This window comes from Comamonas sp. 23, assembly GCF_049601575.1.
Taxonomy (GTDB): Bacteria; Pseudomonadota; Gammaproteobacteria; order Burkholderiales; family Burkholderiaceae_C; genus Comamonas; species Comamonas squillarum.
In genome coordinates this window covers 3,601,231-3,618,695 of record NZ_CP187127.1, presented here as the reverse complement: position 1 = coordinate 3,618,695, position 17,465 = coordinate 3,601,231, and the positions used below count along the sequence as shown (strand labels likewise).

General features: G+C 63.3%; 13 protein-coding genes and 1 tRNA gene. 5 read left to right on the top strand and 9 right to left on the bottom strand.

What is annotated here, in order from left to right; translation table 11 throughout:
- Positions 1–73 precede the first annotated feature (73 nt).
- Positions 74–787, bottom strand: a complete 714-nt coding sequence (serB, locus tag ACPEE1_RS16425) for a phosphoserine phosphatase SerB (RefSeq protein ID WP_182345294.1) — start codon at positions 785–787, stop codon at positions 74–76.
- A 63-nt stretch (positions 788–850) separates the two neighbouring features.
- Positions 851–4,336 carry a transcription-repair coupling factor gene (gene mfd, locus ACPEE1_RS16420; RefSeq protein ID WP_423933941.1) on the bottom strand — a complete coding sequence of 1,162 codons (3,486 nt, stop codon included), beginning with the start codon at positions 4,334–4,336 and terminating at the stop codon, positions 851–853.
- A gap of 302 nt (positions 4,337–4,638) precedes the next feature.
- Here mfd and ACPEE1_RS16415 point away from each other — a divergent pair, with 302 nt between their 5' ends.
- Positions 4,639–5,403 carry an IspD/TarI family cytidylyltransferase gene (locus ACPEE1_RS16415; protein WP_116925241.1) on the top strand — a complete coding sequence of 255 codons (765 nt, stop codon included), beginning with the start codon at positions 4,639–4,641 and terminating at the stop codon, positions 5,401–5,403.
- A 106-nt stretch (positions 5,404–5,509) separates the two neighbouring features.
- A complete protein-coding gene (gene ispF / locus ACPEE1_RS16410; protein WP_116925242.1) occupies positions 5,510–5,995 on the top strand; it encodes a 2-C-methyl-D-erythritol 2,4-cyclodiphosphate synthase in 486 nt (161 codons plus the stop codon).
- Positions 5,996–6,065: 70 nt separating this feature from the next.
- Here ispF and ACPEE1_RS16405 read toward each other — a convergent pair whose 3' ends face one another.
- The 4 genes from ACPEE1_RS16405 to ACPEE1_RS16390 all read right to left on the bottom strand — a co-directional run bounded on the left by ACPEE1_RS16405 (position 6,066) and on the right by ACPEE1_RS16390 (position 10,093).
- Positions 6,066–6,461, bottom strand: coding sequence for a GFA family protein (locus ACPEE1_RS16405; protein ID WP_116924989.1), 396 nt, complete (start codon positions 6,459–6,461; stop codon positions 6,066–6,068).
- 91 nt (positions 6,462–6,552) lie between these two features.
- Entirely contained in the window at positions 6,553–8,070 is a 1,518-nt protein-coding gene (locus ACPEE1_RS16400; RefSeq protein WP_116924990.1) for a sensor histidine kinase, read from the bottom strand.
- A gap of 161 nt (positions 8,071–8,231) precedes the next feature.
- Complete coding sequence (gene ompR, locus ACPEE1_RS16395; RefSeq protein ID WP_021027409.1) at positions 8,232–8,963, bottom strand: two-component system response regulator OmpR; 732 nt, start codon at positions 8,961–8,963, stop codon at positions 8,232–8,234.
- A 341-nt stretch (positions 8,964–9,304) separates the two neighbouring features.
- The gene (locus ACPEE1_RS16390) at positions 9,305–10,093 is read right to left on the bottom strand and encodes a 3-hydroxybutyrate dehydrogenase (protein ID WP_260719168.1); all 789 of its coding nucleotides are present in this window, start codon (positions 10,091–10,093) and stop codon (positions 9,305–9,307) included.
- Between the two features lie 113 nt (positions 10,094–10,206).
- Between ACPEE1_RS16390 and ACPEE1_RS16385 the strand changes: the two genes are divergently transcribed.
- The 3 genes from ACPEE1_RS16385 to ACPEE1_RS16375 all read left to right on the top strand — a co-directional run bounded on the left by ACPEE1_RS16385 (position 10,207) and on the right by ACPEE1_RS16375 (position 13,579).
- The gene (locus ACPEE1_RS16385; protein WP_243419261.1) at positions 10,207–11,142 is read left to right on the top strand and encodes an alpha/beta fold hydrolase; all 936 of its coding nucleotides are present in this window, start codon (positions 10,207–10,209) and stop codon (positions 11,140–11,142) included.
- Positions 11,143–11,178: 36 nt separating this feature from the next.
- On the top strand, positions 11,179–13,419 hold the full coding sequence (locus ACPEE1_RS16380; RefSeq protein ID WP_409935141.1) for a RelA/SpoT family protein: 2,241 nt from the start codon (positions 11,179–11,181) through the stop codon (positions 13,417–13,419).
- Positions 13,420–13,502: 83 nt separating this feature from the next.
- A tRNA-Val gene (locus ACPEE1_RS16375) sits at positions 13,503–13,579 on the top strand.
- Positions 13,580–13,741: 162 nt separating this feature from the next.
- Here the strand turns inward: ACPEE1_RS16375 and ACPEE1_RS16370 are convergent.
- The 3 genes from ACPEE1_RS16370 to ACPEE1_RS16360 all read right to left on the bottom strand — a co-directional run bounded on the left by ACPEE1_RS16370 (position 13,742) and on the right by ACPEE1_RS16360 (position 17,089).
- The gene (locus ACPEE1_RS16370) at positions 13,742–15,082 is read right to left on the bottom strand and encodes a serine hydrolase domain-containing protein (protein WP_423933934.1); all 1,341 of its coding nucleotides are present in this window, start codon (positions 15,080–15,082) and stop codon (positions 13,742–13,744) included.
- 380 nt (positions 15,083–15,462) lie between these two features.
- Entirely contained in the window at positions 15,463–15,759 is a 297-nt protein-coding gene (locus tag ACPEE1_RS16365) for a DNA-directed RNA polymerase subunit alpha C-terminal domain-containing protein (RefSeq protein WP_165841128.1), read from the bottom strand.
- Between the two features lie 382 nt (positions 15,760–16,141).
- Positions 16,142–17,089, bottom strand: a complete 948-nt coding sequence (locus tag ACPEE1_RS16360) for an IS481 family transposase (RefSeq protein WP_423933930.1) — start codon at positions 17,087–17,089, stop codon at positions 16,142–16,144.
- Between the last annotated feature and the right edge of the window lie 376 nt (positions 17,090–17,465).

Here is a 17,465-nt window from a genome sequence, read left to right as displayed (position 1 = left end):
CCAGCGGCTGGGACAGAACGGAAAACGGGAGCACATGGCTCCCGTTGTTGTGCGGCCGGATCGGCCGGGGCTATCAGCCCAGCACTTCCAGCAGGCGATCGAGCCCGCCGGTGTTGATCGCCACCTTGGCTTCGGCGCGCACGCGCGGCTTGGCGTGGAAGGCGACCGACAGGCCCACGGCCCGCATCATCGGCAGGTCGTTGCTGCCATCGCCCACGGCAATCACCTGCTCGGGCGTGATGCCCATCAGCGACGCCAGGCCCAGCACGGTGCTGCGCTTTTCTTCACCGTCGCAGATATCGCCCCAGCTCTGGTCGATGAGGCCGCCGGTCAGCTGGCCGTCCTTGACCTCGAACTGGTTGGCGCGCACAAAGTCGATGCCCAGCAGGCTTTTGACATGGTCGGCAAAAAAGGTGAAGCCGCCCGAGACCAGCAGCACCTTGAGGCCGGCCGCATGCGCCGCATCTACCAGGGTCTTGGCGCCGGGGGTCAGGGTCAGGCGCTCTTGCAGCACGCGCTCGATCGCGGCCATGGGCACACCCTGGAGCAGGGCCATGCGCTGGCGCAGGCTGTCCTTGTAGTCGGTGATCTCGCCGCGCATCGCCGCTTCGGTGATCGCCGCCACCTCGGCCTTCTTGCCGGTGATGTCGGCGATCTCGTCGATGCACTCGATGGTGATCAGGGTCGAGTCCATGTCGAACGCGATCAGCTTGTAGTCGGACAGCTTTTGCGGCGTGGCCAGGTTCTGGATCGTCAGGCCAGGGGCGAATTCGGTAGAGGCACTCATGGGAGCTTTTGAGGGGTGAGGGTAGGGGAATGATAAACGGGCTGCGGGATGGGCAAAGGCCGCTCAGGCCGTGGCCACAGCGGTCGGAGCGGCCGAAACGGGCTTGCCCAGGCTGCGCACCACATCGCGCACCATCTGCACGCGGTCCTTGACCTCGGGCAGCGCGCGCTCGATGCGCAGCTTGTCGTTGCCCGCCAGCTTGATGGCCTTGTTCTTCTGGATCAGGCCGATGATGGTCATCGGCTCGATCGGCGGGTTGGGGTGGAAGGTAATGTTGATCACACCGGGCGCGGCATCGACCTTTTGCACGCCAAAGGGCTCGCAGAGCACGCGCAGGCGGTGTACATCCACCAAGGTCTGGGCCTGCGATGGCAGCTTGCCAAAGCGGTCCACGATCTCTTCGAGCAGGTGGTCGATCTGCTCGCTGGTCTTGGCAGTCGCCAGCTTTTTGTAGAACGACAGGCGCAGGTGTACATCGCCGCAGTAGTCGTTGGGCAGCAGCGCCGGGGCATGCAGGTTGATGTCGGTGGCAGCAGACAGGGGGCTGAGCAGGTCGGGCTCCTTGCCTTCCTTCAAGCTGCGCACGGCCTCGGACAGCATCTCGTTGTAGAGCTGGTAGCCGATCTCCATCATGTTGCCGCTCTGGTTGTCGCCCAGCACCTCGCCCGCGCCCCGGATCTCCAGGTCATGCATGGCCAGGTAAAAACCGCTGCCCAGCTCTTCCATCTGCTGGATGGCTTCGAGGCGCTGCGCAGCCTGCTTGGTCAGGCCGTCCAAGTCCGGCACCATCAGATAGGCATAGGCCTGGTGGTAGCTGCGGCCCACCCGGCCGCGCAGCTGGTGCAGCTGCGCCAGGCCAAACTTGTCGGCGCGGCTGATGATGATGGTGTTGGCGCTGGGCACGTCGATGCCGGTCTCGATGATGGTCGAGCACAGCAGGATGTTGTAGCGCTGGGCCACAAAGTCGCGCATCACGCGCTCGAGCTCACGCTCGGGCATCTGGCCGTGGGCCACGGCGATGCGGGCCTCGGGCAGGATCTCTTCGAGCTTCTGGCGGCGGTTCTCGATGGTCTCGACCTCGTTGTGCAAAAAGTAGCACTGGCCGCCGCGCTTCAACTCACGCAGCACGGCTTCGCGGATCACACCGGTGCCTTCGCTGCGCACAAAGGTCTTGATCGCCAGGCGGCGCTGCGGCGCGGTGGCGATCACTGACAGATCGCGCAGGCCATCGAGCGCCATGCCCATGGTGCGCGGAATCGGGGTGGCCGTCAGCGTGAGCACATCGACCTCGGCCCGCATGGCCTTCATCGCCTCTTTGTGGCGCACGCCAAAGCGGTGCTCTTCATCGATGATCAGCAGGCCCAGGTTCTTGAACTGGGTTTTTTCGGACAGCAGCTTGTGCGTGCCGACAACGATGTCGACGGTGCCGTCATCGAGCCCCTTGATCGTGGTGTTCACTTCCTTGCCCGAGCGAAAGCGCGACACCAGCGCCACCTTGATCGGCCACTTGGAGAAGCGGTCGGCCAGGGTCTGGTAGTGCTGCTCTGCCAGCAAGGTGGTGGGCGCGAGCAGGGCCACCTGCTTGCCCCCGGTGACGGCCACAAAGGCCGCGCGCAAGGCGACCTCGGTCTTGCCAAAGCCCACATCGCCGCAAACCAGACGGTCCATCGGCTGGGGCGAGATCATGTCCTGGATCACCGCATGGATGGCGGCGCGCTGGTCGGCGGTTTCCTCAAAGCCGAAGTCGTTGGCGAACTGCTCGTAGTCCTGCGGGCTGTAGCGGAAGGCATGGCCTTCGCGGGCGGCGCGGCGGGCATAGATGTTGAGCAGCTCGGCGGCGGTGTCGCGCACCTGCTCGGCGGCCTTGCGGCGGGCCTTTTCCCACTGGCCGCTGCCCAGCTTGTGCAAGGGGGCCTCTTCGGCCGACACGCCGGTGTAGCGGCTGATCTGCGCGAGCTGGCTGACTGGCACATAGAGCACGGCCTTGTCGGCATATTCCAGGTGCAGGAACTCCTGCAGCGCCGGTGTGCCATCGGGGTTCTTCTGGCCCACATCCATGTTGATGAGGCCATGGTAGCGGCCGATGCCGTGCTGGGCATGGACGACCGGGTCGCCCACCTTGAGCTCGGACAGGTCCTTGATCAGCGCCTCGACATCGCTGGCCTGCTCCTGGCGGCGCTTGCGGCGGGCGCCGCCGGTGGCAGCAAACAGCTCGGTCTCGGTGACAAAGTCAATGCCTTGCTCGGCCCAGCGAAAGCCCTTGGCGAGCGCCGCTGTGGCAATGCCGACGGGCTCATCCGTGGTCTGCTGGAACTCGGCCAGCGAATCAAAGGCTGGCGGGTTGAGGCCGCTGGCGCGGAAGAAGTCGAGCAGGCTCTCGCGCCGGCCATCGCTCTCGGCCAGCAGCAAGGTGCGGGCCTGGCGCTGGGCAATGTGCTGCTGCAGCTTGGCGAGCGGGTCCTCGGCGCCGCGCACCACAGCCAGGTCGCCCAGCTTTTGGAAGATGGCGCTGTGCTCCACGTCTTCCAACTGCGGACGCAGCGACAGCTGGGCCATCTGCTTGGCGGTGGCGTAGAACTGCTCGGGGCTCAGGAACAGGCTGTCGGGCGGTAGCACCGGGCGCTCGGGGTCACCCTGCACCAGGCGGTAGCGGTCGCGTGTGTCCTGCCAAAAGCGCTGGAAGGCCGGCTCGATATCGCCATGCAGCACCAAGGTGGCCTGGCTGCCCAGGTAATCAAACACGGTCGCGGTCTCCTCAAAGAACAGCGGCAGGTAGTACTCGATACCGGCCGTGGCCACGCCGTTGCCCATGTCCTTGTAGATGCGGCTCTTGGTCGGGTCGCCTTCGAGCATCTCGCGCCACTTGTTGCGAAAGCGCGTGCGGGCCTCGTCATCCATCGGGAACTCGCGCCCGGGCAGCAAGCGCACATCCTTGACCGGGTAGAGGCTGCGCTGGGTGTCGGGGTCAAAGGTGCGGATGGAGTCGATCTCGTCATCGAACAGGTCGACCCGGTAGGGCACGAGCGAGCCCATCGGGTACAGATCGATCAGGCCGCCGCGCACCGAGTACTCGCCGTGGCTCACCACCTGGGAGACATGGTTGTAGCCGGCCAGCGTCAGCTGGGCCTTGAGGCGCGCCTCATCGAGCTTTTGCCCAGCCTGGAACGCAAAGGTGTAGCCCGCCAAAAAGGAGGGCGGTGCCAGGCGGTACAGCGCCGTGGTGGCCGGGATCAGCACCACATCGGCTTCGGCCTGGCTGATGCGCCACAGCGCAGCGAGCCGCTCGCTGATCAGGTCCTGGTGTGGCGAGAAAGTGTCGTAGGGCAGGGTTTCCCAGTCCGGGAACAGGGCTATGCGCAGCTCGGGGGCAAAAAACGCCAGCTCGTCCTGCAAGCGGTGGGCATCGCCCGCGTCAGCGGTGATGATGGCCGTGACACGCTGCGCTGCGGCCTCGCGGGTGGCCAAGGTCGCGAGCAGCAAGGCATCGGCGCTGCCCGGGGGCATGGGCAGTTGAAAACGTTTTCCGGCGTTGAGTTTGGGGAGTTCCATAGGGGTCCGAACCAGTCCATACACGGACGACAGCCCGGGGCGGCATGCCGCGCCTGGGCCTGTGCAGCCAAGGCCACCCCCTACAAGGGCGCCCCTGGGCGCTTAATAAACAGCAAAAGCACGGGTCTGGCTGACAGCACCGTGCAACCGCTCCATTCTAAAATACCCCCATGAACCAGACCACCCGCAACGAATTGATCCCTGCTGTACCCAGGGCTGCACCCGAGGTGGCTGCGCCGGTGACGGTGCCAGCAGCCGTCTTGCCGGCTGACCCGGGCGCCCAGACCCAGGCGCTGGGCGAGATGCGCCAGGAGGTGGTGGCCAAATTCTGGGCCTTTTTGCCATGTGCCGGCGTGGGCGCCCGTGCGGTGGATGCCGCGCGCCCCGCCCATCTGCCCAAGCAGTACCAACAGGTGGCGGGCTGGCCGCTGGTGCTGCATACCTTGGCCGCCTTCATGGCGGCCAAGCCGCTCTCGGGTGTGCTGGTCGGTGTCAGCGCGGGCGATGATTTTTTGCAGCGCTACCAGCGCCCGGGCTTTGCCATCAGCGCCTGCGGAGGCCCCACCCGGGCCGATACCGTGGCTGGCGGTCTGCGCAGCCTGCTGGGTGATTCGGGCCTGGGGGCCCAGCCCCATGACTGGGTGCTGGTGCATGATGCGGCGCGCTGCCTGATCAAGCCCGGCCAGATCGAGCAGCTGATGCAGGAATGTGCGGCCGATACGGTGGGGGGCCTGTTGGCACTGCCATTGCCCGATACACTCAAGGCCGCTGCCACCGATGCCCATGGCCAAAGCCGCGTCAGCAGCACCTTGCCCCGGGTGGACAAGTGGCTGGCGCAGACGCCGCAGATGTTCCGCATCGGTACGCTGCTCGAAGCGCTGGAGCGCTGCAACGATGTGACCGACGAAGCCAGTGCCATCGAGGCGCTGGGCTTGCAGCCCCGGCTGGTGCCGGGCAGCAGCTTTAACTTCAAGGTCACCTTCCCCGATGACTTTGCGCTGGCCGAGGCCTTGCTGCTGCAGCGCATGGCCAGCGGCGACAGCCAGGTGGCGGCACTTTTTGATTGAATCCCCGGCGACGCGCTGCACAGCCTCGGCTCCTTAGGCGGGCCTGTGGTGGCTCGCGTTGGGGTACGGATGTAAACGGACGAGATAAGGGATACACATGCTGCAAATGCGCATTGGTGAGGGTTGGGATATTCATGCGCTGGTGCCCGGCCGGGACCTGATTTTGGGCGGCATCCAGGTGCCGCACACCACCGGCCTGCTGGGCCATTCGGATGCCGATGTGCTGCTGCATGCGATCACCGATGCCTTGGTGGGCGCCGCTGGCATGGGCGATATCGGATCGCACTTTCCCGATACCGATGCCGCTTTCCGGGGTGCCGATTCGGCCGTGTTGCTGGCCGAGGCCATGCGCCGTGTGGCGGCCCAAGGCTGGCAGGTCAACAACGTGGATAGCACCGTCATTGCCCAGGCGCCCAAGCTGGCGCCGCATATTCCTGCGATGCGGGCCACTATTGCCAAGACCTTGGGCATTGATGAAACCCAGGTCAATGTGAAGGCCAAAACGGCCGAGAAGATGGGCCCGGTAGGCCAGGGTGCGGCGATGGAAGCCCGTGCGGTGGTGCTGCTGGTGCGGGCTGGCGAGCAGGCCTAAGTCAAGCGCTGGCAAGAAAGGATGACGGCCCGCGAGAGGCGGTCATCCTTTCTTGCCGTGAGGCACCAGCTCAGGTCTCTTCGTACTGCGCCAACACCTGCGCCCCAGTGAGCTTGGGGGTGTCATTGGCCAGGTCGTAATAGGCAGGCTTTTCGTCAATGAAGATCTGCGAGGCCAGCCGCATGCCGTCCTCGTCCTGGAACAGGCCAGCCGACAGAAAATGCTCGTTGGTGGCCAGCAGGCGGTAGAACAAATGCGTGCCGCAATGGCTGCAAAAGGCGCGCTCGGCCCAGGGGGAGGAGGCATAGCGGGTGACGGGGCCCGTCAACTCCACCTCGGTGCCGCCATGCAAGGTGAAGGCGGGGCCCTCGCCCCAGCGCCTGCACATGCTGCAATGGCATACATGGACATCTTGGACAGTCGGGGCAGTCACATGGACCGCACCGCAAAGGCACTGGGCTTGCATGTCAACTCCTAGGCGGGCAACGGGGTGCCTGCATTCTATGCACAGACGTGGCTTTGTGCCAGCGGCGCGTGCCGCTGGCAGGCGAGGGGGCTTATTGCAGATCGGCCAGGTTGGTAGGGGCTCCCGGCAGGTGCCGCTTGATCTGTGGGCGCAGCAGGCGGCGCTTGGGCTCCTTGCCGATGGCCTGGTCGGGCGCGCGGCGCAGGTAGATGCTGGTGACCAGGCCCGTGCTGCCATCCGAGGCATTGACCATGCTCAAGCGCCCGCCCATGCGCTGCACGGTTTTCTCGACGATCGACAGACCCAGGCCCGCACCAGCGGCTGCCGTGCGGGCTGTGTCACCCCGGTAAAACGGCTTGGTCAGGCTGCTCAGCTGGTCCTTGGAGACGCCCGGGCCATGGTCGCGCATGCGGATGGTGACGGTGCTTTCGCTGAACTTGACGGTGATGTCCACGCGGGTGTGCGAGGCGCCTGGCGTCTTGCCATAGCGGCGGGCGTTTTCCAGCACGTTGGACAGCACGCGCGAGAGCTCGATCTCATCGGCATTGACCATCAGCTCTTCGGGCACTTTCATGTGCACCTGCAGCTCCTGGTGGTCCTGCACGGCGTAGACGCATGAGGACACGACGCCGTAGACATTGACCGGCGCGAGCTTGGCGGCATGGTCGGGGCGGGCGTAATCGAGGAACTTGTCGATGGTGGCATCGAGCTGCACGATGTCGGCCACCATGTGCTCGCGCGCGACCTGGTCGAACACGCTCATCTCGGTCTCCAGCCGCAGGCGGGCCAGCGGCGTGCGCAAGTCGTGCGAGATGCCGGCCAGCATGACCGCGCGGTCTTGCTCGAGCTTGGACAGGCGCTCGCTCATGCGGTTGAACCCGATGTTCACTTCACGGATTTCGCTGGTGACGGCATCTTCGTCGAGTTGCGCGGCAAAGTCGCCTTCGCGCAGCCGGTTGGTGGCGCTGGACAGCTGCTTGAGTGGCCGGTTGATAAGGCCTGCGATCACCGCTGCACCAGCGAGCGACAGCGCTGCGGCCGTCAGCACCCACACCAGCCAGGTCTTGCCGCCAGCCGGGTTGAAGCGCGAGGGCTCGATCAGGAACCAGTTCTGGTCACCATCGATAGTGAAGCCCACCCACAGGCCTTCTTCGCCATTGACGCTGCTGGCCACGATGGTGCTGGGGCCCAGGCGTTTGGTCACTTCCTGCGTCAGGCGCGCGCCCAGCGGGGTGGAGTTGTCGATGGACTCGTACACATCCTTGGGCTCACGCGGCACAATGCGCACGCCTTCCTGGTCGGCCATGGTCTTGACGAGGGAGACGCGGGCGATGGCATCGGAGTGCATCAGCGCCGCACGGCTGAGGTTGACCAGCGAGGCGATCTGCTGGGCCGTCTGGATGGCGCGGGGTTCGGTCTCGAGCGAGCGCAGGGTCTGCACCCAGGCCAGGATGCTGCCGGTCAGCAAGATGGCGAGCAAAAAGAAAGTGCGCCAAAAAAGATTGAGGCCGACGCGGGTGCGCTTGTTGCTGTGCGCGGCCGCTGCGGCGCTGCCATCCAGAGGGGCCAGACCGGATTGGTCGGCGTCGTTAACAGGGGTGGGAGCCATGGCCGTGTGCGTGTAGAAAAGTCGGGTCAATAAAGGCCGGAAGTGCCTGTACATTCTCGCTGTAAAGCGGGCGGGACACCATGCTGTGCCCGGCAGTGGGGGTATAAAAAAACCGCCCCGCAGCCAAGCTGGGGCGGTTTTTGGGGCGCCAGGCTCAACAATCAGTTGGCGCCATCGGGTACGAACACATAGCCCACGCCCCAGACGGTCTGGATATAGCGAGGAGCTGCCGGGTCGACCTCGACGAGCTTGCGCAGGCGTGAAACCTGCACGTCCAGACTGCGGTCGAAGGGCTCGAACTCGCGGCCGCGCGCGAGCAGGGCCAGCTTTTCACGCGACAGCGGCTGGCGTGGGTGGCGCACCAGGGTCTTGAGCATCGCGAATTCGCCAGTGGTCAGGGGAAGCTCTTCGCCGTCCTTGGTCAGCACGCGGGTGCTCATGTCAAAGGTGAAGGGGCCGAAGTTGACCACCTCGTTCTCGCCCGATGGCGCGCCCGGCGCTTCTTGCGGTGGGCGGCGGCGCAGCACGGCGTGGATACGGGCCAGCAGTTCGCGCGGGTTAAAGGGCTTGCCGATGTAGTCATCGGCGCCGACTTCCAGACCCACGATGCGGTCCACGTCCTCACCCTTCGCGGTCAGCATGATGATGGGGGTGCGGTCGTTGCTGGCGCGCAGGCGGCGGCAGATGGACAGTCCGTCTTCACCGGGCATCATCAAATCGAGCACGATCAGATCCACGGTCTCACGCAGCAAGATGCGCTGCAGGCCCTTGCCATCCTCGGCAATCATGACTTCAAAGCCTTCATGCGACAGATAGCGGCGCAGCAGATCGCGAATTCGTGCGTCATCATCAACGACCAAGATTTTGTCGACGCGATTGGTTGCTGTAACCATGGGTGGAATCCTCCGGTTGATATGTAACTTTTACATTTTGACCGGTTTTTGCGAAAAATGCGCAACTCGAACCGCTTTTTTGACCCATGGTTACAAAGTTTGCGTTACATATGCAGTATGGGAGGACGGTTCTTACGCCAAAAATCGACTTTTTCCTGCATTTTTTGCTGAGATTGCCTCTTTTAAGGATGCTGGATCGCCCTTTCCTGGATATGTTTCATATCTATGCGTTTAATGCATTGGCGATCATGGGCGTGAAAAAAGGCGCTTTCGCGCCTGGGTGTCGCTGGGCTGGCGGCCCAGGCTGGAGGTCATTGCGCCATATTGCGCCTTATTGCACTTTATTGCGCTACCCAGCCGCCATCCATGTTCCAGGCCACGCCGCGCACATTGTTGGCGGCCGGTGAGCAGAAGAACACGGCCAGCTCGCCCAGCTCTTCGGGCGTGGTGAACTGCATCGAGGGCTCCTTCTCGCCCAGCAGCAGCTTTTTGGCCTCTTCATTGCTGACACCCATTTGGGCAGCTTTGGCATCGACCTGCTTTTGGACCAGGGGCGTGAGCACCCAGCCCGGGCAGATGGCGTTGCAGGTGATGCCGCTGGCGGCGTTCTCCAGCGCGGTCACCTTGGTGAGGCCCACAATGCCGTGCTTGGCGGCGACATAGGCGGATTTGCCGGCCGAGCCGACCAGACCATGGACCGAGGCGATATTGATGATGCGGCCCCAGCCCGACTTTTGCATGGGCGGCAATGCCAGCCGGCTGGTGTGGAAGGCGCTGGTGAGGTTGATGGCGATGATGGCATCCCAGCGCTCGACCGGAAAGTCCTGTACGTTGGATACATGCTGGATGCCGGCGTTGTTGACCAGGATGTCCACCCGGCCAAAGGTCTGCGTTGCATAGGCAAACATGGCCTCGATGTCGGCAGCCTTGCTCATGTCGGCGCCGTGGTAGCCCACCCGAGCGCCGGAGCCGCTGCTGGTGATCACGTCCTGCACTTCCTTGATGGGCCCTTCTGCGTCGCCAAAGCCATTCAAGATGATGTTGGCGCCCTGGCGCGCCAGCGCCTTGGCAATCCCCAATCCGATACCGCTCGTCGATCCGGTGACGAGCGCTGTTTTTGCTTTCAACATCCAATATCTCCAGTTACTCGGTTAGTATTCATGCAAACGCATGCATCCATCCTAAGGCAAACCCCAGCCACGGTTCGCCCGGTAGCGCTGCGTTCTTCTATATAAGAGGGGCCATGTACCAAGATCCACGCTTGCAGTATGTCACCTGTGCGGTGGCGGGGAATACGGACACGGGTCGCCAGGGTGCCACGCACCGGATGGCCTATTGGGAGTGGAACGATACGGGCGATCTGCATCACCCGCATGTGATCGTCTGCGCCCATGGCCTGACCCGGCAAGGACGTGATTTTGATGTGCTGGCGCGGCAGCTGTCGCTGCAGGCGCGGGTGATCTGCCCGGATGTGGTGGGCCGCGGCTACAGCGATTGGCTGGAAGACCCGGCCGGCTACCAGGTCCCCTTGTATGTGGCCGACATGCTGGCCTTGCTCCAGCAGGTGCACGGCGCAGCGCCCATTGGCAAGCTCGATTGGGTGGGCACCAGCATGGGTGGCCTCATCGGCATTGGCCTGGCCGGCGAGCCCAGCATCCGGCCCCTGATGCCCGCACCCATCCGCCGCCTGGTGCTCAATGATGTGGGGCCGACCATCGAGGCCTCTGCGCTGGCACGTATTGGCAGCTATGTGGGCCAGCACATGCTGTATGGCTCCGAGCAAGAGGCGGTTGCGTCCATGGGCCAGCTCTCCAAGGGTTTTGGCCCGCACAGCGATGAGGAATGGCTGGCGCTGTCGCGCCCGATGCTGCGGCCCGAAGCTGGCGGCAGTGTGCGCCTGCATTACGACCCCGCCATTGCGCAGCCCATGCAGGCGATGACCCCAGAGATGGCTGCCGCCGGCGAGCAACTGCTGTGGCGCCTCTACGACCAGATCGAGGCTGTGACCTTGGTGCTGCGGGGTGCAGATTCAGACTTGCTTTCTGCGAAAACGGCCCAATCTATGGCGGAACGCGGCCCCAAGGCGCGGGTGGTGGAGTTCCCCGGTGTCGGCCATGCGCCCACCTTGGTATCTTTTGATCAAACGGCTGCCGTGCTGGCTTTTTTATGCGGTGCGTAGCGCACGCCCCGGAGGGGGTGTGATGGTGGTGACAACATGAAAAGTCTTACGGCAGTCGCTCAGCCCGCGCCAGGCGCGGAATATCTTCCCCCGGAGCCCGTCTCCCCGCTGGTGGCTGCCACTGCCAATGCCTTGCCGATGCAAGACAACGTGCTGGCCCGGGCGCGCGCTTTTTCCGTACCGCTGATCGCCGAGGAGACCCTGGATACGGGCGAGAACGCACTGCAGCACGCTGATGCCGTCGCTTCCATCCTCAAGCACATTGGTGGCTCCGAAGCGATGCAGGCGGCTGCCTATCTGGTACACACCAGTGAGCAGCTGAACAAGCCGCGCGAAGTCATCGGCAAAGCCTTTGGCGAGAGCTATGCGGTGCTGGCGGTGGAGACCGTGGCGCTGATGAAGGTGCAGGCGCAAGCGCGCCAGGCCGATGCCGGCCACTTGGTCGATGACCCGGCTACGCAGACCGAGAACATCCGCAAGATGCTGCTGGCGTTCTCGCGCGACTTGCGCGTGGTGATGCTGCGCCTCACATCACGCCTGCAAACCTTGCGCTGGTATGCGGCCACCAAGGGGCCCGTGTCGCCCGCGGTGGCGCGCGAGAGCCTGCAGGTTTTTGCGCCGCTGGCCAACCGCTTGGGTATCTGGCAGATCAAGTGGGAGCTCGAGGACCTGGCTTTCCGCTTTCTGGAGCCCGATACCTATAAGAAGATCGCCAAGCTGCTCGATGAGACCCGGGTCGAGCGTGAGCTCTATATGGTGGGCCTGCGCGAGCGGCTCGAATCCGACCTGCGCGCGCACAGCATCAGCGCGACAGTCGCTGGCCGCCCCAAGCATATCTACAGCATCATCAAGAAGATGCGCGGCAAGTCGCTGGGCTTTGACCAGCTCTTCGATATCCGTGCGCTGCGCGTGGTGGTGCCCACGGTCAAGGACTGCTATGCCGCCTTGTCCTTCGTGCACGAGGCCTTCAGCCCGGTGGAGTCGGAGTTTGACGACTACATCGCCCGGCCCAAACCCAATGGCTACCAGTCGCTGCACACGGTGGTGCGGGACGAGCACGGCAAGGCCATCGAGATTCAGATCCGCACCCAGGCCATGCACGACCATGCCGAAAACGGTGTGGCCGCCCACTGGGCCTACAAGGAAGCGGGCACCAAGGGCTATGCCGGCGTATCTGCCACCAGTGATTACGACGCCAAGATTGCGGTGCTGCGCCAGCTGCTGGCCTGGCGCAAGGACATGGTCGGCCAGACCCAGGACAGTGGCCTGTTTGACGACCATATCTATGTGCTGACGCCCAATGCCGCCGTCATTGAGCTGCCCCAGGGCGCTACACCGGTGGACTTTGCCTATTCGGTGCACACCGATCTGGGCCACCGCTGCCGGGGTGCCAAGGTCGATGGGCAGATGGTGCCACTCAACACACCGCTGCAAAACGGGCAGACGGTGGAGGTCGTCTCCGTCAAGGAAGGGCGGCCATCGCGCGACTGGCTCAATGCCGAGCTGGGCTACCTGGTCAGCTCGCGCGCCAAGGCCAAGGTGCGCGCCTGGTTCAATGCCCAGGTCATGCACGAGACGGTGAGCCGGGGCCGCGAACTGGTCGAGAAACTCTTGCAGCGCGAAGGCAAGACGGCGCTCAAGCACGATGACCTTGCCGACCAGCTGGGCTTCAAGACCGCAGAGGCACTGTTTGAGGTGGTGGGCAAGGACGAGTTGTCACTGCGCACCATTGAGAACATCCTGCGCCCCCCGGAGCCCCTGCAGGCCGATGATGAAATGGTGCTGAGCCGCCCGCGCAAGGCCACCGAGGGCTCGGGCAAGGGCGGCGTGCTGGTGGTGGGCGTTGATTCGCTGATGACCCAACTGGCCAAATGCTGCAAGCCCGCACCGCCCGATCGCATCGGGGGCTTTGTGACGCGGGGCAAGGGCGTGAGCGTGCACCGCCACGACTGCAGCAACTTCCGCGAGATGTGCGCCCGCAATCCCGAGCGCAGCATTGATGTTGAGTGGGGCCTGCCCACCCATGGCCAGCGCTCGACCGAAGCGGTCTACCCCGTCGATGTGGCCGTGGAGGCCCACGACCGCCAGGGCCTGCTGCGTGACATCTCTGAGCTGTTCGCGCGTGACAAGACCAATGTGATCGGTGTGCAGACCCAGTCTGTCAAAGGCACTGCCTGGATGACGTTCACTGTAGAGGTGTCGGACTCGGGCAAGCTGGCCAAGGTGCTGGCCTCTGTGGCGACGGTATCGGGCGTGCGCTCGGTGCGCCGCAAATAGGGCCGAAAAGCACTATTTTCAAAAAAAGCCTCAACTTTCCATTTGGGCCGTTTTTTCTGGCTATAATTTGAGTCTTCAACGACAGGCGCGTAGCTCAGCTGGTTAGAGCACCACCTTGACATGGTGGGGGTCGTTGGTTCGAGTCCAATCGCGCCTACCAAATTTTCCCTCTGAAGAGAACCAGACTTCAGGATAACAGGGATTTGGTATGAAACCTCTCCAAGGTTTCTATTTTGAACAAACCGCCTTCTGGGCGGTTTTTTCATTCCTGGCCTCTTTTTGCAGAGGGTGGCAAGGTTTTCGCCACGAAATCTCAATATTCCTAACGCGGGTGTTGCTTCAAATGCCGCGCCAGCGCTTCAAACGCAGGCAATGACGTCGGATCATTTGCCGCATTAGCAGCCACCGGGTGCGAGCCGTATCTTGCAATGACCATCTCTGCTGTCGGATCGATATAGAGCGCCTGCCCATGCACGCCGCGTGCGGCAATGGCGCCGTGGGCATTGTGCGTGACCCACCACATATTGCGGTAGCTCCAACCCGGCAAGAGGGCGTAGCCGGCTTTGGCAAAGTCGGCAGGCTTGCCGCCTTGGCGGATGTCGGCGATCGCGGCTGCAGGGATGATTTGCTGGCCATTGAAAAAGCCGTTGTTGCGCACCATCTCGCCAAAGCGCGCCAGGTCTCGCAGGCCCGTGTTCAAGCCGCCGCCGGCAAATGGGGTACCGGTCGCGTCGACGGACATATAGGCATCCTGCTCGGCGCCCAGGCGGCTCCAGATGCGGCTGGACAAGAGCTGCGCGACGGACTGGCCGCTGATGCGCGCAATGATCCAACCCAGCGCATCGGTATTGGCGGTGCGGTAGCCAAATGCCTCACCGTGCATGCCTTGCGGCTGGACCGTTTGTAAAAACTCATAGTAGCTGCGCGGGCCCGTGAAGTCTTTGGGCTTGGGCAGTGGATTGCCTGCGGTCGCATGGGCCCAGACCTCTGCCTGGGGGTCGGCATAGTCTTCGCTGAACCGGATGCCGGTGGTCATGTCCATCACCTGGCGCACCGTGGCGCTGCCAAAGGCAGACATGGCGAGTTCGGGCACATAGTCTGCGGCCTTGCGGTTGGGGTCCAGTGTCCCCTCTGCGACCAGCATCGCTGCCAAGGTGCCGACAAAGGACTTGGTGACCGACATCGCCGCATGCTGGCCATCGGGCCGGAGTGCGCCGGCATAGCGCTCGTAAACAATGCGGCCCTTGTGCAGCACGACGATGCCGTCGGTGTAGTTGGCGGCCAGTGAGTCCCGCCAGCGCATTGTTTCACCGGTATCGAGGCGCTTGAATTCCACGCCGTCAATATCATCGCGCAAGGCGCTGCGCAGCGTAGCGGCAGGCCGCAGTCCTCGCGAGATATTGACGGTCGGCATCAGCTCGCGAAAGTGCGAGACACTCCAGCGCATCGCCGGGAATTGGAAATACGAGCCGTCGTCAAACCGCAGAATGCGGTCTGCAGGCGGCGGCGACCCCACCATCCAGCCCAGTTTGACGGGGTCGCTGTCTGCAGCGTCGGGATAGGGTTGCGGAGGCGAAGCGGGAGCCGCAACGGCGTTGACCGCCCCCAAAAGCGATGCGGCGACAAGGCGTGATGCGCGATTCAACCATTGCGGTGCTGCCATGCTCTAGCTCCATGCAGATGTGTTTATCGCAGTATCTTACAGAGCACGATATGCTGATGGTTTCATCGCGCGCCATAAATACTTCCCCGACCGCATCCGAATACCGCAGCCATCAAGGGGGCGCATATTCAGCGTTTGGTGCGTTTTGCTGCAGCGAAATAGCCCCAGAGTGGGCGGCCTGTTGATCGCTGGGCGCATGTACATGCTGAGGCTGCGCTGGCGTCGGCGGTGCGGGGCTATGGGCCGCATGCGTTACAAGGCGCTGTCTCCTTGCGAGATGGCCGCTTCGTTGTTGAGCAGGTCAGCTTGGCCTGGGGCATGCTGCACACGCTGGCGCTGGCGATGGCGATATGGGGATCGCATATCGGCCCGTCAGCGGCTCAGGCCGCCGTGGCCAGGCCCAAGGCAGCCAGCGGGGCGCCATGCATCTTCTTGGTGGGGCGTTGCCCATCTTTGAGTTCAGCCAGATAGCACTGACCTGGAAAGAAAACGGCCTCCACCTCGCGCAGGGACTGCAGGCCAAAGCCGGCCAGTTTGAGCAGCCGCTCGGGATAGGCGGCGATGACTTCTTCCACGGTCGTGATGTTGTGGCGGGCCAGGGCGTTGAATGCGCGGTTGGAGAGCTTTCCTGCAAGCGGAGTGGCGTGCGCGGCTTGCGCACCGTTCAGCGGAGACATCAGATAGAGACAGGGTTGTGTTGCGAGCCGCAATCCTAGCACCCGAGTCCTCATACAAGCTTACAACCCCGCGGGCTGCTGCGAGAAGCGGCGCATGCCGCGCTGTGCAAGAAAAAAGCCCTCCAAGAGGGCTTGCAAAAGTGGCAAGGGTGGGTGGAGGATCACCCGTCAACGGGCCAAGGTTTAGTGCACCAAAGGCATGGCGCTAAGAACCTGTTCAAAGTCTCTACGCAGCCGCGTTGGAGTGCAATCGGGATGAGTTCGAAGGGATGGAGCGCAGCTTGCACCGGGGTGCAAGCAAGGGCCAGCACGCAGAAATCGCCCGATTTCACTCCAACCCATAGGGACAGTGGCTTTGCGCTGCCCGGGAAGGGGCGCCCGGCTAGGTGTGAACTGTCAAGAGGTTGTTTGCAGATTTGAGCCTGGCCATCGGGGTAATTCGACCAATGCCGCTGTGAGGCCTGTGCCAGTTGTAGTAATGCTGCCAGCGATGTAAGGCTTGTGCTCGCTCAGCTGAATTCTGGTATGTCCAACCATAGGCCCACTCGCGCAGCGCCGATTGGATGAATCGCTCGGCCTTGCCGTTGGTCTGTGGCCGGTACGGCCTGGTGAACTTGTGCTGCACGCCCAAGGCGTTGCAGGCCGCAGCGAACTCCCTTGAGCGGAATGCCGCACCGTTGTCGGTCAGCAGGCGTTTGATGCTCACTCCAAGCCCCGCGTAGTACGCCACGGCGTTGCGCAGAAAGGCGACGGCTTGCGGCGTTTTCTCGTCCGGATGCATAGCGGTAAAGGCAATGCGTGCGTGGTCGTCAATGGCCACGAACAGTGTCTCCCATCCCGCACCATCGACCGAATCGCGCCGATTGCCTGTGACGCGGTGGCTGGGCCGAACGATGCGCCCGAGCTTCTTGGTATCGATGTGCAGCATGTCTCCAGGCGCATCGTGCTCATAGCGAACCACGGGCTCGGACGGCTGCAGATCGCTGAGTCGAGACAGGCCCGCACGGGCCAATACCCGGCTCACGGTGGACGCCGAGACGCCTGCGTAGCTGGCAATGCGCGACTGCAGCATGCGGCGTTTGCGTAGCTCAACAATGAGTAAGGCCTTGGACTCGCAGATGGCTTTGGGAGAGCAAATGGGCCTGGAGGAAGCATCGGCCAGGGCTGCTTCGCCGCCCGAGAGGTAGCGGCCCAGCCACTTGCGAGCGGTCTGTGCGGTGACGCCTTGAAGGGCTCCGGCCTGAGAGGCATCCAGGCCTTGCAAGGTCATCTGTTTGACCATCTCCAGTCTCCGGGCAAAGGTAAGTCGGGCATGCTTATGAGTGTTCATCCGGTTGGCTGTCCTGAGTGGGTTGGGTGTTTGGCGACTTCCAGTCTCTCAAATCCAACCCGGATGAACACCGGATACAACCTATTGAACCTTCACAGCTAGGGAGCGGTCTGCGTCGTTGCAAATCCTCGCAATAGCATGGCTATTGCTGCGGTATTGCGCGGCTGGGCGCCCCCCTCGCATCCCATCTCGCAAAGACACTGTCGCGGCGCGAGGAGACTTTGAACAGGTTCTAAGAGGGGATGGTCGGACTTGCCGAGCTGGCCAAGGTCACGATCGTCTTGGGCTTTTGGCCCCGGTAACTGAGTTCATTGCCTTTGTACTCTGGCCTTTCTATCCAGGTGATACGGGAGTGGGGAACACCGTCGGGGTAAGA

Coding starts and splice junctions, on each gene's coding strand:
- ACPEE1_RS16385 (WP_243419261.1), top strand. CDS start 10,207: ATGTACCAAGATCCACGCTTGCAGTATGTCACCTGTGCGGTGGCGGGG.
- ACPEE1_RS16390 (WP_260719168.1), bottom strand. CDS start 10,093: ATGTTGAAAGCAAAAACAGCGCTCGTCACCGGATCGACGAGCGGTATC.
- ACPEE1_RS16415 (WP_116925241.1), top strand. CDS start 4,639: ATGCGCCAGGAGGTGGTGGCCAAATTCTGGGCCTTTTTGCCATGTGCC.
- ompR (WP_021027409.1), bottom strand. CDS start 8,963: ATGGTTACAGCAACCAATCGCGTCGACAAAATCTTGGTCGTTGATGAT.
- ACPEE1_RS16380 (WP_409935141.1), top strand. CDS start 11,179: ATGAAAAGTCTTACGGCAGTCGCTCAGCCCGCGCCAGGCGCGGAATAT.
- ispF (WP_116925242.1), top strand. CDS start 5,510: ATGCGCATTGGTGAGGGTTGGGATATTCATGCGCTGGTGCCCGGCCGG.
- mfd (WP_423933941.1), bottom strand. CDS start 4,336: ATGGAACTCCCCAAACTCAACGCCGGAAAACGTTTTCAACTGCCCATG.
- ACPEE1_RS16405 (WP_116924989.1), bottom strand. CDS start 6,461: ATGCAAGCCCAGTGCCTTTGCGGTGCGGTCCATGTGACTGCCCCGACT.
- ACPEE1_RS16370 (WP_423933934.1), bottom strand. CDS start 15,082: ATGGCAGCACCGCAATGGTTGAATCGCGCATCACGCCTTGTCGCCGCA.
- ACPEE1_RS16365 (WP_165841128.1), bottom strand. CDS start 15,759: ATGTCTCCGCTGAACGGTGCGCAAGCCGCGCACGCCACTCCGCTTGCA.
- serB (WP_182345294.1), bottom strand. CDS start 787: ATGAGTGCCTCTACCGAATTCGCCCCTGGCCTGACGATCCAGAACCTG.
- ACPEE1_RS16400 (WP_116924990.1), bottom strand. CDS start 8,070: ATGGCTCCCACCCCTGTTAACGACGCCGACCAATCCGGTCTGGCCCCT.
- ACPEE1_RS16360 (WP_423933930.1), bottom strand. CDS start 17,089: ATGAACACTCATAAGCATGCCCGACTTACCTTTGCCCGGAGACTGGAG.